Source organism: Segatella copri (genome assembly GCF_051861805.1).
Classification (GTDB): domain Bacteria; phylum Bacteroidota; class Bacteroidia; order Bacteroidales; family Bacteroidaceae; genus Prevotella; species Prevotella copri_M.
Window position 1 is genome coordinate 3,482,850 of the sequence record NZ_CP146520.1, and the last position, 16,703, is coordinate 3,499,552.

Below are 16,703 nucleotides of genomic sequence, written 5' to 3' on the forward strand. Positions count from 1 at the left end.
ACACGCCCTGGGCTAGGAGCTTCTGCCCTTTCAGGGCGTGTGGAGCCTACTTGCGAAACTTAAATTGACTATTTATACGCCTGTTCGTGAACTCCCGCCACGGCTCTTCCGCTAGGGTCGTTCTGGTTCTTGAATGAGGCATCCCAGGCAAGGGCTTCGGCTGTAGAACATGCCACGCTAGGTACGCTAGGCACGCTCTTGGCAGCGCTGTCGCTTGGGAAATGCTCGGCGAAGATTGAACGATAATAATACTCCTCCTTGTTCTGTGGAGGATTGATAGGGAATCGCTCGGCAGCATGCGCCATCTGCTCATCGCTGACGGCTGATGCCGTAATCTGCTTCAGGGTATCAATCCATGAATAGCCCACACCATCGGAGAACTGCTCCTTCTGGCGCCATGCCACTTCTTCAGGAAGCAGATCGGCGAATGCCTCACGAACCACCTTTTTCTCGATGGTCTTATCCGGACACATCTTCAGCACAGGGTTCATGCCCATGGCTACATCCAGGAACTCCTTATCCAGGAAAGGCACACGGCCCTCGATGCCCCATGCAGCCAGACTCTTGTTGGCTCTCAGGCAATCGTAGAGATAGAGTTTACCCAACTTTCGTACGGTTTCCTCATGGAAAGCCTTGGCATCAGGTGCCTTGTGGAAGTAGAGATAACCTCCGAACACCTCGTCGGCACCCTCGCCCGAAAGCACCATCTTGATACCCATGCTGCGGATGACTCTCGCCAGGAGATACATCGGGGTAGAGGCACGCACGGTGGTTACATCGTAGGTCTCGATGAAGTAGATGACATCGCGGATGGCATCCAATCCTTCCTGGATGGTGTAGTTGATTTCGTGATGCACGGTTCCGATGTGCTCGGCTACCAGTCGTGCCTTTGCCAAATCAGGCGCACCCTTCAAGCCTACGGCGAAGGAATGCAATCGTGGCCAGTAGGCCTTGGTTTCGCCACCATTCTCCACACGGGTAGAAGAATATTTCTCGGCTACGGCAGAGATAACAGAAGAATCAAGACCGCCACTCAGCAATACGCCGTAAGGCACATCGCTCATCAGCTGGCGCTTCACAGAAGCCTCCAGGGCATCGTGAATCTCCTTCACGGCTGCCTCTTCCTGAGGTTCCGCATCCTTCAGCTGGGCTTCAGCCTTCTTCTTATCATCAATCTGATATTTCTTCTGCATGGCGGCATACTCAAACCAGTCGCGGGTGTAGTAGCGCTTCATGCCAGGGTTCTTGCTGTAATAATAATGACCCGGGAGGAATGGCTCGTAGTGGTCGCACTGACCTTCCAGAGCCTTCAACTCGCTTGCTACCAGCACTTTTCCATCCTTATCATAACCAATATAAAGAGGAATTACGCCGATAGGGTCGCGGGCGATGAGGAATTCATCACGTTCGGCATCGTAAAGGGCGAAGGCAAAGATGCCGTTCAGCTCTTCGAGCATCTGGGTGATACGGGCGTGGAGGGCATCCTCACCTTTATATATTAAGGTATCAAAGTCGGAATCTGCTCGCATCTCACGATAGAGAGAAAGAATCACCTCGCAGTCGGAACCCGTCTGATACTGGTATTTACCGGCAAAGCGGGTACGGATATCCTGATGATTGTAAATCTCACCGTTCACGGCAAGCACCTGTTTCTTATCTGGTGCAAACAAAGGTTGGCGACCACTTTCTGGGTCAACGATGCTCAGACGCTCATGTGCCAGGATAGCGGAACCACCACAATAGATGCCGCTCCAGTCGGGTCCGCGATGGCGGATCTTCTGGCTCATACGAAGCGCTTGCTGTCGCAATTCAGGAGTTTGCTCCTGAATATTGAAGATAGATACGATTCCACACATAATATCTTTTCCTTTCTTTTACGGTTATTTTTATCTTTTTACCTGCTAACAAATATCACTTTGCTAGATTTCGACTGCAAAATTACTACTTTTTGATAGAATAAAGAAGATTTCTCTTGCTTTTTGTCTTCGTAAAGTTACATCACTATCAGATAGACAAATACAGCTCGCAGATTAATTACATTTTGTAAGCAAACCACACTTATTAGATTACAAAACGAAAGTTAGGCATAAAATCAAGGTTTTGTTTAATTTTTCACTGAATATAAGTAAACAGAATCATTTAATGTAGCAGAAACATAAAGAATAATTAATTAATTCTAAAAACCCATCTTATCCATCAGATTTTTACGGAAAACTTGGGTGATAACAGTTTTTTTTCTTATCTTTGCAGAAGATAATAACGCATTCTATTGCAACTTAAACATTATGAGAAAGAAACTTATAAACCTATTCATGATGACTTGCGTGATAGCCGGCGGCTTCACACAGGCATCCTTCGCTCAACAGGCTAAGTTGGGCAATCTCACCCAGTTTGTAAATCCAAGAATCGGAACGGGTGGTCACGGTCACGTATTCCTCGGAGCCAATGTTCCGTTCGGATATGTGCAGCTGGGCCCTACTGAGCCATCACGTGGCTGGGACTGGTGCTCGGGCTATCACCATTCCGACTCCGTGCTCATCGGATTCGGCCATCAGCACCTCAGCGGCACCGGTATCGGCGACCTGGGAGACGTGGCATTCCTGCCGGTGACAGATGCTAACCAAAAAGAAATCCTCTTCAGTCATGCCAACGAGAATGTGCGCCCGGGCTACTACGCCGTGAAACTGCAGCAGCCTAACGTGTGGGTAGAGCTCACAGCCACCCAGCGTGCCGGATTCCAGCGCTATACCTTCGGGGCAGATGCCCAGCAGGCACAGCTGGTGCTCGACCTGAAGCAGGGCATCGGATGGGATGCGGCAAAGGATTACAACGTAGATAAGATTACATCTACCACCCTGGCAGGCCATCGCTTCTCCAAAGGCTGGGCCAACGACCAGAAGGCATTCTTCTTCGCTGAATTCTCGCAGCCTGTCACCGTGAAGCCATTAGGCACCGGAAGATGGCTGATTACGGCAGCAGATGTTACCAAGCCTTTGATGGTGAAGACGGGCATGTCGGCTGTAAGCGCCGAGAACGCTCAGCTGAACCTGAAGAAGGAGATTCCGGGCTGGGATTTCCGCCAGGTGGTGGCTGATGCCGACGAAGCCTGGAACAGGGAACTGAACAAGGTGAACATCGAGACCACCGACTCCGCATCACGCCGCATCTTCTACACGGCGATGTATCACACCATGACCGCTCCATCCGTATTCTCGGATGTCAACGGACAGTATCGCGGTGCCGACGGCAAGGTATATGATGGCAACTTCACCAACTACACCACCCTCTCGCTCTGGGATACCTATCGTGCGGCTCATCCGCTGATGACGATGATTCATACCGATATGCTTCCAGACATGGCAAGCACTTTCATCAATATCTATCGCCAGCAGGGCCAGTTGCCGGTATGGCATCTGATGGGTAACGAAACCAACTGCATGGTGGGCAACCCGGGCATCCCTGTGCTTGCCGACATGGTACTGAAGGGCTACGTACAGGATAAGGAAGGCGCCTACGAGGCAATGAAGCAGTCGGCGTTGAGAGAAGACCGCGGCCTGGGTCTGCTCAAGAAATACGGCTATCTGCCTTACGACAAGGAGAAGACCAAGGAAACCGTGGCAAAGGGTCTGGAATATGCCCTGGCTGATGCCTGCGTGGCCAAGGTGGCGCGCATGCTGGGCAAGAAGGCAGACGCCAAGTATTTCGAGAAGAGAGCTAAATCTTACAGCACATACTTCGACAAGGAAACCGGATTCATGCGCGGCATCGGTTCCGACGGCAAGTTCCGCACCCCATTCAACCCATTCGCTGCCGAGCATCGTGACGACGACTACACCGAGGGCAATGCATGGCAATACACCTGGCTGGTGCCACACGATGTACACGGACTCGTCAAGCTCTTCGGCAACGAACAGAAGTTTGTTACCAAGCTCGATTCGCTCTTCATCGTCACCGGAAACATGGGCGACAATGCATCTCCCGACATCTCAGGACTCATCGGCCAGTATGCCCACGGCAACGAGCCTAGCCATCACGTGCTCTACATGTACAACTACGTGGGGCAGCCTTGGAAGGGAGCCCGTCTGCTGCGCCAGACCATGAACGAGATGTACAAGGACGATTTCGACGGATTGAGCGGCAACGAGGACGTAGGCCAGATGTCGGCATGGTATGTGCTTTCATCCATGGGTCTCTATCAGGTAGAGCCAGCCGGCGGCAAGTACATCATCGGCAGTCCTATCTTCGACAAGGCATCGGTGAACGTGGGCAAGGGCAAGACCTTCAGCATCATCTGCAGGGACAACAGCAAGGAGAACATGTATATCCAGCACATCAAGCTCAACGGCAAGCCATACACCAAGTCGTACATCATGTATAACGACATCATGAAGGGCGGCACCCTGGAAATACAGATGGGCAGCCAGCCATCCAAGTGGGGCACCCGTCCAGCCGACCGACCATAAGATTTTTCATGAGATTATTTCATGAGAATGATGTTTTTGAACTGATTATTGTATAGAACTAACTAACAAAAGATAAGAAAATGAGAAAGACTATTTTAGCAATGGCTCTTCTTGCCTCCATGACAGCGATGGCTCAGGAGAACGCCAAGGTGGATGTGCACGCACGCTATACCAAGGTGGTAACACCGGTGGATGGCAAGTACGAATCCAAGCGTCCGCCAGTGGAGGACCGCCTCTTCACCTCCACCGCCGTGGAGAAGAAGATCAAGGAAGTACAGAAACTGCTGAAGAAGAACCCGAAGCTGGCATGGATGTTTGCCAACTGCTATCCTAACACCCTGGAGAGCACCGTTCACTACCGTGTGCTCGAAAACGGTGACGATGATACATTTGTATATACAGGCGATATCCCAGCCATGTGGCTCCGCGACTCGGGAGCGCAGGTTTGGCCATACGTAGCCCTCGCCAACAAGGACGAGAAGCTGAAGAAGATGCTGAGGGGCGTGATTCTGCGCCAGCTGAAGTGCATCAACATCGACCGCTACGCCAATGCCTTCAACGATGGTCCTACGGGTGCCGGATGGGTGAAAGACCGCACCAAGATGCAGCCAGACGTGTTCGAGCGCAAGTATGAGATAGACTCCTTCTGCTACCCTATCCGCCTGGCTTACGAGTACTGGAAGGTGACAGGCGATGACTCCATCTTCGGCGAAGTATGGATGCAGGCTGTGGAGAACATTCTGAAGACCTTCCATGAGCAGCAGCGCAAGGTGACAGCCAAGGCATACCACTTTACCCGTGTTTCCGACCGTGCCTTCGATACCATCGGTTGGGATGGTTTCGGTGCTCCGGTGAAGCCAGTGGGATTGATTGCCTCCATGTTCCGCCCATCGGATGATGCCACGATTCTTCCATTCCTGATTCCTTCCAATTTCATGGCAGTATCATCCATGAACAAGGCTGCCGAGATTCTGAAGCATGTGGCTGAGAAGGATGCGGCAAAGAAGGATGCAGCCCTGAAGATAGCGCAGGATTGCAGCAGTCTGGCTGATGAGGTTCAGGGAGCCTTGCAGAAGTATGCCATCTACAACCATCCTAAGTACGGCAAGATTTACGCCTACGAGGTTGACGGTTTCGGCAACCAGCTTCTGATGGATGATTCCAACGTGCCATCCCTGTTGGGTATGGGCTATATGGGTGATGTTCCGATGAACGACCCTATCTATCAGAACACCCGCCGTTTTGTTTGGAGCGAGGACAATCCTTGTTTCTTCCGTGGCAAGGCTGGCGAGGGCATCGGTGGTCCTCACATCGGATACGACATGCCATGGCCTATGTCTATCATGATGAAGTGTTTCACAGCCCAGAGCGACGACGAGATTCGTTTCTGCATGAAGATGTTGCTGAACACGGATGCGGGCATGGGCTTCATCCACGAGTCATTCCACAAGGATGATGCATCGAAGTTCACCCGTCCATGGTTTGCATGGCAGAACACGCTGTTCGGAGAATTGGTGATTAAGTTGATCAATGATGGCAAGGCCGACTTGCTGAACAACTTATAATACAACAAAAAAAGGGTCTATACGCCACCCGATTATCGTGGCATATAGACCCTTTTTTCTATTGCATCTGTGAAATCTGTGGGACAAAGAACAAATCTGAACTTTTGCCCTGTTTGCCCCACACGCCCTGAAGGGGCAGAAGCTCCTAGCCCAGGGCATCGCCCTGGGTTTTCATGGTTCCAAACTCGTCGCCCTGTAAGGGCAAAAGCTTTAAAACCAGATGATTAATAAAGCTTTTGCCCTTACAGGGCGCCTTGCTGATTGCTACGTATACCCAGGGCGCTGCCCTGGGCTAGGAGCTTCTGCCCTTTCAGGGCGTGTGGTGCCATCCTTCGGTATCCCTGATACAATAAAAAGGGTCTATACGCCACCCGATTATCGTGGCATATAGACCCTTTTCTATTGTATCTGTGAAATCTGTGGGACAAAGAACTACGGCTTATGGCTGCAGGGTGAAACCTACTACCAAGTAGGCTTTCTCGGTGCTAGGATTAGCAGCCACCTGGGCGAAGACCGGAACACTGAAGGAATCTGTAATCTTCAAATCCTTGGTGGCTTTCACGCCTACATGGGTTACTGCAAAGCCATTGGCTTCACCATAGAAGGATGTGGCAAATGGTACGGCACCTACACTTGCTTCCCAATCACAACCTCCGAGTTTGAATGGAGCTGTAGCCTCGAGATAAGATGAATAGGCACGGTCGCCATCCTTGTTGACTCCATCATTGCCCGCAAAGTTGGTATACCAGTTGAGGGCAAGTGCTCCGAAATCATAACCTACGTTTGCCTCGAAGACATGAGAGGTTTCGTGCGCCTTATAGGCGAAATACTTCTCGTTAGGCGAATTGAACCAGTAGTCGGTTACGCCGATATGGAAAGCACCAGTCTCGTATGCCAGGGTAAGATCGAACTCCTTGGTATCCTCAGGCTGAGAAAGTCCTACGCTTCCCCAGGCTGTGAGGGAGAGGCCTTTGTATCCGATGCCCAATGTAGGCTGCAGGGAAACGGCTCCCAAGTCCTGACCACGCCAGTAATACTGGCTCACGATGTCTGCACCCATAGATGTCTCAACCTTATCCTGTGCCATCGCAGCAGGAGCAAATGCCATCAAACCGAGTGCCAGGGCACCCATCTTCTTCATACCTGAAATCTTCTTCATATCTGAAATTTTCTTCATAATCTCTCTTATTTTCGGGTTTATAATAAGAAGCGGTGGAAATCAATCCACCCGCTTCTATTCTTTATATATGAAAGTTATTTTAGTTGTAGCAACTTTCACCATGCTCGTAGATATCGAGGCCTTCTTCCTCAATTCGCTTGTCAACTCGCAAGCCGGCAATCTTCTTGATTCCCCAGAAGAGGATAACACCTGTTACGGCTGCCCAAAGGTCGATGCAGAGGATACCGAAGCACTGTGCGCCGAAGAAACCGAAACCGCCACCATAGAAGGCACCGCCATCGAGGGCGAAGAGACCTGTCATCAAGGTACCGAAGATACCGCATACACCATGTACTGAGCTGGCACCTACAGGGTCATCGATGTGAAGCTTGGTATCAATGAACTCGATAGAGAATACCAGGATGATACCTGCCAAGAGACCAATGATGGCTGAACCCAACGGACTAACCAAATCGCAACCTGCGGTGATGGCTACCAAACCAGCCAGGATACCATTCAATGTCAATGAGAATGATGGCTTACCATACTTGATCCATGATGTGAACATGGTACCGAGACCGCCACATACGGCAGCCAGGTTGGTGGTAAGGAATACGTGGCTGATGGCTACGCGGTTAACCTCGCCAGAAGCAGCAAGCTGAGAACCTGGGTTGAAACCGAACCAGCCGAACCAGAGGATGAATACACCCAGGGCAGCAGCCATCAGGTTGTGACCAGGGATAGCCATGCTCTTGCCGTTGCGATACTTGCCCAAACGAGGACCTAAGCAGATGGCACCAACCAAAGCAAGTACACCACCCACGCTATGAACGATGGCAGAACCTGCGAAATCGTGGAAGGCAGCACCGAAGGTGCTCATCATGAATGAACCAGCCTCGCCGTTGCAGAGCCAACCGCCACCCCATGTCCAGTGACCCTCTACAGGGTAGATGATCAATGAGATGAAGAATGAATAGATGCAATACATGGAGAACTTGGTACGCTCTGCCATGGCACCTGAAACGATGGTAGCACTAGTAGCGCAGAATACGGTTTCGAACATCAGGAAACCCTCTGTAGGAAGACCGGCTGCATTTGTATAGAAAGACAAATCGCCCCAGTTAGGCATGCCGATGAATCCGGCACCATCGCTACCAAACATGAATCCGAAACCTACGAACCAGAAGAGAACGGAACCGACCATGAAATCGACAAAGTTCTTAAACAAGATGTTCGCGGTGTTTTTACTACGGGTAAAGCCCGCCTCGCAGAGGGCGAATCCCGGCTGCATGAAAAAGACCAACATGGCTGCCAAGAGCATCCACACGGTATCTAATGAAATTCCTAAATCCTGTACACTCATAACATAAAAACTTTAAAGTGTTCTTTTACCTGAAAACTTACTCTCTCTCTCCTTCCATACCGCAATCGTTATTTCTCCTGCTCGGCATTATAAAGTGCGATGTCGCCTCTTTCACCTGTGCGGATTCTCACGGTATCCTCTACAGGAATTACAAAGATTCGACCATCACCAATCTCGCCTGTGCGGGCAGCCTCCTGGATGGCATTAATTGTTTTCTCCACGTTCTTGTCGCGAACCACGATGTTCAACAACACGCGCTCAATACTGCTGGTATCATACATGACACCACGATAGATACGCGCCTGTCGCATCTTGCCCTCGCCTCTTACATCGTAGTAAGAGAACCACTCGATGTCGGCGGCAAGCAATGCTTCCTTTACATCCTCGAACTTTGTCTTGCGGATGATTGCTTCAATCTTTTTCATGTCAATCTCTCCTATTATTAAAATTACATTTTGTTTGATTTCGAGTGCAAAGTTACAACTTTTTGCTTTAATAAAGACAATATTTCTTTCTTTTTGCTCTTACTATTTCCATTTGCTTACTATTTGATAAAAGAAAAAGAAAATATAAATACAAAATGAAAGCAAACAAGCGTTTTTGCTTTTCATTTTGCTATAAGAGTTAGAATAAAAGGAAAAGGCATGTATTATGAGCGTATGAATAAAAGAAAAGGACCTGTATGGTCAGATGCCTCGCCAGGCACTGAAACCATACAGGTCGAATCATTATTAACGTAAATCTACCTTTACAATACCAGGCGAACGAAGCCCAGGCTTCAGTTCACCACCTATATAATATAAGGTATGTCCACGCATAACTACTTGGGCGCCCGCCCTAGCAAGCAGCGGACTTTCAGGGAATGGAGTTTCCCACTTCCCAGAGTTTAAACTATAAACTAACAAATTATCATTAAACTTATACCACGAAATATCTTTCTTCAGATAATCCTCCCTCGCCACCATGGAATAGGTTCCGCTGATGGCATCCCAGAAGATTTCCTTGTTCACACCTCCGGCGCAGACGATGGCGGGATTGCCCGATGGACTTACCGCCAGCATGGCTGTGGCTCCCGTAAGGGTGAGTTCATCGCCCTGAGGATTGCGTGGCGCAGGGAGCGATGTCCAGCTCTTGCTCTCAGGATGATAGCACAAGCCCGATGTGGCTACCAGGCTCGACTTGCCATTCTCGTAGAAGCCGCCCCATACATAAAGCTTGCCACGATAGGCGGCACACACAGGCTGAACCCTTGGCTCGCCTATCAGCTCTGTCTCGTGCTTCCAGGCTGAAGCCAGCTTCTTTGCCGCATCTTTCTTGCTTGTCACGTTTTTCCACGCTGCATCCTTTCCGATTTCCAGGCTCAGAACCGAAGCCGACGGTCTGCCATCCTGGTTGCCTCCCACCACGAAAAGGCGGGTATCAGAGAGGCAGACGCCCATGTTATCTACCGAACGTGGCAGCGACGGAAGCGATTTCAAAACCGGTTTGCCCCTCTCCCTGTCCAGGTGGAGGCTCAGCACGCTGCGCAATTTCTGCTCATTGTTGCAGCCGCCCACCAGAATCAGACTGTCGCCCGAAGTAACCGTGCCGCCATAGGCTGCAGGCTCAGGCAGATGGCCTATCAGTTGCCAATCCGGGGTTTCGTCTGAATTGCCCCCCACCTTCGCAGCATAAATGCCCGAATAATACTTCTTCTTTCCAGGCTCAGGGAAATTACACCCACCGGCTACTACCATGTAGTCGCCGATGAAACCACCATAGCAGGCTGATACACCCAGGTCATACCCAGTTTCCCCTACTGGGAAGCCGGATATGGTTTTGATGTTAGAATACTGTTTTTTAGGATCTGATTTCATTGTACAACAACTATTTATGATTGTAATGATAGAATCTGTATCTCCACGGAAGGTAGAAGCCGGAAGCCCATCGCTGTTCACCAGATTGGCTCGGGTAAACGGTTGCCATCCGTATCTCACGAATCTCGGAAGCTTGACCTCAGGAGATGTCAGTCTCACCTGGTCGCCCTCTATCTTCGCCTGTGCCGGATAGAACATACCCTCTTCCCCGGCTATCTCGAAGCAGCGAGGCGATTGGCCATCCGATGTGCGGAGTCCATCGCCATAGGCGAAGGATACCACCAGGGCATCGCCTTCTCTTTCCACATTATTATATATAGGGCCTGATGGGGTTACGCCGTGACCATAGGTCTGGTTCAATGCCCAGCGACCCAGGCGCTCGCCCACAGGTTGCTTATTCGTTGGATGCACATCAAGAGAGTCACCATAATCAGAAGATACCGCCATTCCGGTATTTGGAATTGACTTCATCAATTGGAGCTGACTATCTCTGAACCAAGTCCAGGAAGGACGGTTCAAACTAGACAGCTGCACGAAATAGAACGGCATCTGCGGATTCTTCCAGTTGCTTCGCCAGCTGTCTACCAGCAGACGGAAAAGCTGACTGTGGGCATCCATATTATGCGCATTCGATTCGCCCTGATACCAGATGACACCCTTGATAGGATACTGCTGCAGAGGCAGGATGCCGCTCTCGTAGAGATAGCATGGTTCATAAGGGTGACGGCCCAGACGGGTGGCATCGTTGGTAAGGTTCCTGGCTGCCCTGCCACGCACCCAATCCTGGATAAAGTCGTTCTGCAGCCAGTTGCGCAGGATGGCAGGGAAGCGGGTTTCCAGCGTGTTTCTATCTACCCATGCCTCGGTAGGTGCACCGCCGATGGCATTGCATATCAAGCCCACTGGCACCTTCAGGCTGTCGCGCAGCATCTTGCCGTAGTAATAAGCCACGGCAGAGAACTGGGCTGCCGTCTCGGGGGTAGCCCCCTGCCAGGTGGTATTCCTGTAATACTGCAGATGGTTCAGCGAATCGAGGCAGGATGCCGGCCATGCCACATCATAGGTTTCCCAGCGGCCCTTCATGTCAAAGAGGCGCAGGTCGGGGTCGTTTGCCTGGGCGATGTCACGCTTGCCGGTGGAAGCCTGGTTCAGCCGGAACGCCATGTTCGACTGCCCTGAGCACAGCCACACTTCGCCCACTGCCACATGGTGGTATTCCTTCTTCTGCTTGCCCGCCTGGATGGTGAGCGTATAGTCGGTGCCCACAGGCAGCGGCTGCAGCACTACGCTCCATTCGCCCCGGTTGTTGGCAACGGCAGAAACCTTCTGCCCGGCAATGCTCACCGTTACCTGGTCGCCCGTGTTAGCGATGCCATGGATATCCAGCGACTGGTTGCGCTGCAGCACCATGTGGTCTGTATAGAGAGAGGACATCTGGAGTCCGCCATAGTTTCCGGTAATGCCGCCATAAACGGTCTTTGCCAGGATGCCTGCCCCTTCCGGGTTGGGATGGATGGCATCCGGCAGCAGGTTAGGATAAGGATAGAGGGGTGCATGAAAATCGATGAGTTCTGCCCCACTCACCCGAGCCACCACCTTGATGGCTTCCTGTATCTCATCGTGCCACTGCTTGGTGCCCGAAATGAATCGGGGATGACGGTGGGCTATCGGCGTCATGCAAGCCAGGATAAAGCGTACCTTGGGATTGGCAGAACGCAGAGAGTCCATCAATGACAGATAGTCTTTTACAAATTCATCTCGATAGTTAGGCCAGTTTCTCGGGTCGGTATCGTTGATGCCCAGGTGGATGACGGCGATGTCGCCCTTGAAGGCCATCGCCTGCTTATACTCTTCCTGCTTCATATAGGGGCGGTGGCCGTGGTTCAGCAGGGTGGCACCCGGTTTTCCGAAGTTGCCTACCAGATATTTGTCGCCCAGCATTTTCTGCAGTTGTACAGGATAGGAGAAATGCTCTCTATCCTCGATTCCCGTGCCATAGGTAATACTGTTGCCCACGCAAGCCACCTTGATTTTCTGCACAGTTTTCTTTCGGGCAGCCTCAACGGAGAGGGAGCCCGTGAGGAGCATCGACAGCATCAAAGCCGTCAACACTCCCTTTGGATTCATTAATTTATCATACAACATACCTATATAAACTATTCTAGTTTTCGCAAGTATGCTCCACACGCCCTGAAAGGGCAGAAGCTCCTAGCCCAGGGCATCGCCCTGGGTATACAAGCAATCAGCAAGGCGCCCTGTAAGGGCAAAAGCTTTGTATATTGCCTGGTACTTGAAGGCTTTTGCCCTTACAGGGCGACAAGCTTGCATCCATCATTACCCAGGGCGCTGCCCTGGGCTAGGAGCTTCTGCCCTTTCAGGGCGTGTGGGTGAGATACTTGCGAAAGTTCAGTAAACTATATATAACCTAAAAAACTTCTATTTTAATATTATTCGTCGAGGATAGCAGCCGTGAACATCCATTTTACGAGGCGGGTCTCCTTAGAAGAGAACTTGCCCACCGGAAGCTTCAGCATCAGCTTGTTCCAGCCCTTCTTCAGGGTAATGTCTATCGCCGGACGAGACATGTAATTCTCATTCTTCAGCGTAATCTCGTTAGAGCGCTCGGTGTTCGTGTTCTCCCATACAGGAGGCATGATTTCCTTGCCGTTGATCCAGGCACGGCTGCACTTGTAATCCCAGGTGCCCTGACGGGGAGCCAAGTCGCTTTCCGAACGGCTGTAGTTCTGGAACTCCAGCGCCAGCTTCGTCTTTCTTTCCCTTGGAGAATAAATCCATCGGGTGGCATAAGCGGTGTGGTTCTCCTGAGGGTTGGCGTAGAAGCCGGGAACCAGCGTGCCCCATACATGGCGCAGATAGATGCCGTTGCCGATGATCTTGCGGGTCTTATAAGTCTTGCCCTCATACTGATAAACAGAATCTTCTTTCTCCTCTGGTGGGAACACCTTGTTCAAATCACCTTCGTTAGGGAAGGCATCGGTAATCTGCCACTCGCTCTGGGTCTGGCAAACGTATGGGAAGGGAACCTCTTTCAACCAGGTTTTCTTCTGCCACAGCAGGCGGTCTTCAAACTCCTTGAATGCAGCCAACTGCTCTGGCTCGTCTTCCCACAGCAGGGTGCCCTTGCCATCAAAATAGCAGTTGCCGCCTCCACGCCAGGCACGTTCTGCCAGGGTGAGCATATAAGGATAGAAATTATTCTCAGCCAGCAGCTGAGGTGTATTGTCTATGAAGCGGTCGTTCCAGAAGGCTACGATGCAGCCAGCCAGGTCGTCGCTGCCCTCAGGCTGGTTGTAGATGCGGCTGTTGAACATCGCCACCAGGTCGGCGTAGGTATCGAAATGGTTGGCGTAGTGGTAGCGGCAGTCGATGGCAGGGATGCCCTTCTGTGCCTTTCCACGATAGCTCCAGAGCTGCGTCATGTCGATTTCGCCCGGCTTGTAGTTCCAGCCAGGGTTATAGGAGATAACCTTCTTGCCCTTGTCGCGAATGTATTTCACCATCATCGGAACGAAATCCGGATTGGTAAACTGAACCTCGTCGGTTCCTATATGGAGATAAGGTACATCAAAAGTAGCACATACCTCATCGATGATATCTTTCAGAATCTGCGTGCCCTTCTCGCTCTGCATATCGGTCTTGAAGGTACGCTCAAAGGCTGCACTATGTCCCGGCATATCGATTTCCGGAATCAGGAGCACCTGGTGCTGCTTGCAGAATTCCACCAGTTGGCGAGCCTCATCCAGGGTATAATACTTTCCTTTCTCACGCTCCATGTTTTCAGGCGCATTGAGCTGCGGATATTTCCTGCATTCCAGTCGCCAAGCCTGGTTTTCGGTGAGATGCCAGTGGAAGACATTGATCTTGTATCTGCTGAGCAGTCTGATTTCACGTTTCAGTTCCTCTACAGGAATATAGCTTCTGCCCACATCGTGCATGAAACCGCGGATGCGGAAGGCAGGCCAGTCGGTGATGTCACATTGTGGCACCCAAGTCTTTTTATTTTTAGTGTATTTTAGTTGTTCCAGCGTCTGTCGTCCCCAATACATACCCTTCGGGGTGGTAGCTTCCAGAAGGATGCCTTTCCTGGTAATCGATAGATGGTAAGCCTCTTCCTGGAACTTGGCTCCTTCAATCTGGCTCACATATTTTTCCTCCACCGTCAACTCGCCGCTGGATTTCTTGCCGTTGAACTGATACTTCTGAGGCAGAGGCAACAAGGAAGATGGATGATTGGCAGAGATGCCAGCCATGCACCAAAATATAGAAAACACAAATAGTAAGAGTCGATTCATATTTTTTATTTAGGTTGATTCTGATGAATTATTGTTATTCACAAAGTTGATTTAGAAAGAGAGTTTATGAAGAGGGTGTGCCAAAAGTCCAAGACACACCCTCTTTTTTGTTGCTTCATCGTTTTTCTTCATCGGATTACGCTGAGTTAACGGAACATTCTTGCTTCACGGATTACGCACGGAATTTAAACGGATTTGGCCTTACGGCCATTGGGCTAGCGCATTCGCATTCCAGCTTTAGGGGGTATCGCCACGACCGCCAGGTCGAGTTTCCGTTTAAAATCCGTGAGTAATCCGAGGAAGGCGGTTAAGGTTCCGTTTATTCCGCGTAATCCGATGAATAATGACACACCCTCCTTTTATAATCAAACAAAACGATTTGCCTCATCGGCGAAATCATTTCCACAATAGGCTCCTTATTTGTCGTAACCAGGAGTCTGGTGCAACAGACCGTTCAAGCCGAGGGTGTTCTCATCGATAGGCCACAACAGCTTATCGGCATGAGCAGAAGTATATTTGGTAACATACTCAGCACCCATCAGTCGGAGGTCGTACCAGCGCTTACCCTCGAAGAGGAACTCGCGGCATCTTTCCTTCAATACAGCCTCGATGACATTGGCATCGCTGCCTACGAAAGAGTTGTTGGCATAGAATGAAGCGTCTGTATCATTAGGATAAGCCACCTCAGCCTGGTGAGCATTGAAGTACTCCTCGCCGTAAGCACGCTTTCTTACCTCGTTGATCTCAGCAGCAGGATCCTCGCCCAGCAAAGCCTTAGCCTCAGCCAAACCTAAGAGACAGTCAGCATAGCGATAGATTGGGTAATCATCGAGCCACTGGCGCTGGTTGTAACCCTCTGGCAAGGTACCCTGGAACTTATACTGGATGTTGCCAACATACTTGAGGGACCCATCCTCGTTCTTGGCATAGATATCCTTCAAGCTACCAGCCTTACGGGTATCACCGTCACGATAAAGCTCCTTCCACATATCCTTGTTGAGAGATATACGCATTACACCGTCCATGTCCTTCATCGCAGACTCTGCCAGAGAAGTTCCATCAGCCTCATAATAGTTTCTGTAGAACATAGAACCCATCACCAAAGTCAAGCGGAAGGTATCATTCCACATATTCTTCTCATCCTTGCCATAATAAACAGCGTAGATAATCTCCTTGTTCTTCTTGTTGTTAAAGGCAAATACCTTGGTAAAGTCGTTCTGCAAAGCTACGTCAGCCTTCTTCACGTCCTCGTATGCAGCCTTGGCAATCTGATAATCAGCGTTACCGCCGCCCATCTGCTTACCGCTCCAGAGATAAGCCTCACCCTTGAGCATCTTGGTAGCAGCCAGAGACCAGTAGTTTCTGCCGTTGGTAAACTTGTAGTTCTCGCCGTAAGCCTGCTCAGAAGCCTGGATATCCTTCTTGATCTGAGCCATTACCTCAGCTGCTGGAGAAGCAGCCTTACCCATGTTGCCGATGCTGATGTCGCTACCCTTGGTATAGTCGGTTACTACAATGACATCGCCATAGGTTCTCAACAGCTGGAAGTATATGAAGGCACGCATACCGTATGCTGAACCCAGATAGTTCTTCTTGGCAGCCTCCTTGATAATATCGGTATTCTCGGCCTTGGCAATCATCAAGTTGAGCTGGTTGATAAATCCGTAGCAGCCGCCATAGTTGCTGATGGCTGGACTTGCCTGGCTCAAGAGGTTGTTCCACATGAACTCATATCCACTACTTGCCTCACCAGAGAAAGGACTGCCACCATAGAGATTGGTACGCATCTCACCCCAAAGGTAAAGGTTGAAAGTGCGGTCACGGAACATCGCCTGGAGACCGGTGTTGGCAGAACTGAACTGGCCTTCTTCCTTCCAGTAGCCAGCATCAGTAATCTCACTTTGTGGTTCTACATCAAGACAGCTAGTCATTGAGAAGACCATGCAGCCTGCTGCAAAATATTTCAAAAACTTTTTCATTTTAG

9 protein-coding genes and 1 pseudogene are annotated in these 16,703 nt (G+C 50.5%); 2 read left to right on the forward strand and 8 right to left on the reverse strand.

Features of this window, described 5'->3' with window-relative positions:
- Positions 1-68: 68 nt before the first annotated feature.
- Positions 69-1,856, reverse strand: a complete 1,788-nt coding sequence (gene asnB, locus V8Z93_RS13785) for an asparagine synthase B (protein WP_439431863.1) — start codon at positions 1,854-1,856, stop codon at positions 69-71.
- Between the two features lie 429 nt (positions 1,857-2,285).
- Between asnB and V8Z93_RS13790 the strand changes: the two genes are divergently transcribed.
- Both V8Z93_RS13790 and V8Z93_RS13795 read left to right on the forward strand, forming a co-directional pair.
- Entirely contained in the window at positions 2,286-4,463 is a 2,178-nt protein-coding gene (locus V8Z93_RS13790) for a GH92 family glycosyl hydrolase (protein WP_439431864.1), read from the forward strand.
- Positions 4,464-4,543: 80 nt separating this feature from the next.
- Positions 4,544-6,028 (forward strand): glycoside hydrolase family 125 protein, encoded by a 1,485-nt coding sequence (locus V8Z93_RS13795; RefSeq protein WP_439431865.1) that lies wholly within the window; start codon positions 4,544-4,546, stop codon positions 6,026-6,028.
- 439 nt (positions 6,029-6,467) lie between these two features.
- Here V8Z93_RS13795 and V8Z93_RS13800 read toward each other — a convergent pair whose 3' ends face one another.
- The 7 genes and pseudogenes from V8Z93_RS13800 to nanU all read right to left on the reverse strand — a co-directional run bounded on the left by V8Z93_RS13800 (position 6,468) and on the right by nanU (position 16,698).
- Complete coding sequence (locus tag V8Z93_RS13800) at positions 6,468-7,187, reverse strand: hypothetical protein (RefSeq protein WP_439432865.1); 720 nt, start codon at positions 7,185-7,187, stop codon at positions 6,468-6,470.
- A 100-nt stretch (positions 7,188-7,287) separates the two neighbouring features.
- Positions 7,288-8,550: an ammonium transporter gene (locus V8Z93_RS13805; RefSeq protein WP_439431866.1), complete on the reverse strand. Its 1,263-nt coding sequence runs from the start codon at positions 8,548-8,550 to the stop codon at positions 7,288-7,290.
- Positions 8,551-8,618: 68 nt separating this feature from the next.
- Positions 8,619-8,975, reverse strand: coding sequence for a P-II family nitrogen regulator (locus V8Z93_RS13810; protein ID WP_022120874.1), 357 nt, complete (start codon positions 8,973-8,975; stop codon positions 8,619-8,621).
- 306 nt (positions 8,976-9,281) lie between these two features.
- The gene (locus V8Z93_RS13815; protein WP_439432866.1) at positions 9,282-10,406 is read right to left on the reverse strand and encodes a cyclically-permuted mutarotase family protein; all 1,125 of its coding nucleotides are present in this window, start codon (positions 10,404-10,406) and stop codon (positions 9,282-9,284) included.
- A gap of 39 nt (positions 10,407-10,445) precedes the next feature.
- Positions 10,446-12,503, reverse strand: a pseudogene (locus V8Z93_RS13820) (GDSL-type esterase/lipase family protein); the annotation flags it as partial.
- A gap of 350 nt (positions 12,504-12,853) precedes the next feature.
- Positions 12,854-14,719, reverse strand: coding sequence for a family 20 glycosylhydrolase (locus tag V8Z93_RS13825; protein WP_439431867.1), 1,866 nt, complete (start codon positions 14,717-14,719; stop codon positions 12,854-12,856).
- Positions 14,720-15,135: 416 nt separating this feature from the next.
- Positions 15,136-16,698 carry a SusD family outer membrane lipoprotein NanU gene (gene nanU / locus V8Z93_RS13830; protein ID WP_439431868.1) on the reverse strand — a complete coding sequence of 521 codons (1,563 nt, stop codon included), beginning with the start codon at positions 16,696-16,698 and terminating at the stop codon, positions 15,136-15,138.
- Between the last annotated feature and the right edge of the window lie 5 nt (positions 16,699-16,703).

Bases quoted from the DNA above. Each gene is read 5' to 3' on its own strand.
- asnB (WP_439431863.1), bottom strand. From the start codon at position 1,856: ATGTGTGGAATCGTATCTATCTTCAATATTCAGGAGCAAACTCCTGAA.
- V8Z93_RS13790 (WP_439431864.1), top strand. From the start codon at position 2,286: ATGAGAAAGAAACTTATAAACCTATTCATGATGACTTGCGTGATAGCC.
- V8Z93_RS13795 (WP_439431865.1), top strand. From the start codon at position 4,544: ATGAGAAAGACTATTTTAGCAATGGCTCTTCTTGCCTCCATGACAGCG.
- V8Z93_RS13800 (WP_439432865.1), bottom strand. From the start codon at position 7,187: ATGAAGAAGATTTCAGGTATGAAGAAGATGGGTGCCCTGGCACTCGGT.
- V8Z93_RS13805 (WP_439431866.1), bottom strand. From the start codon at position 8,550: ATGAGTGTACAGGATTTAGGAATTTCATTAGATACCGTGTGGATGCTC.
- V8Z93_RS13810 (WP_022120874.1), bottom strand. From the start codon at position 8,975: ATGAAAAAGATTGAAGCAATCATCCGCAAGACAAAGTTCGAGGATGTA.
- V8Z93_RS13815 (WP_439432866.1), bottom strand. From the start codon at position 10,406: ATGAAATCAGATCCTAAAAAACAGTATTCTAACATCAAAACCATATCC.
- V8Z93_RS13825 (WP_439431867.1), bottom strand. From the start codon at position 14,719: ATGAATCGACTCTTACTATTTGTGTTTTCTATATTTTGGTGCATGGCT.
- nanU (WP_439431868.1), bottom strand. From the start codon at position 16,698: ATGAAAAAGTTTTTGAAATATTTTGCAGCAGGCTGCATGGTCTTCTCA.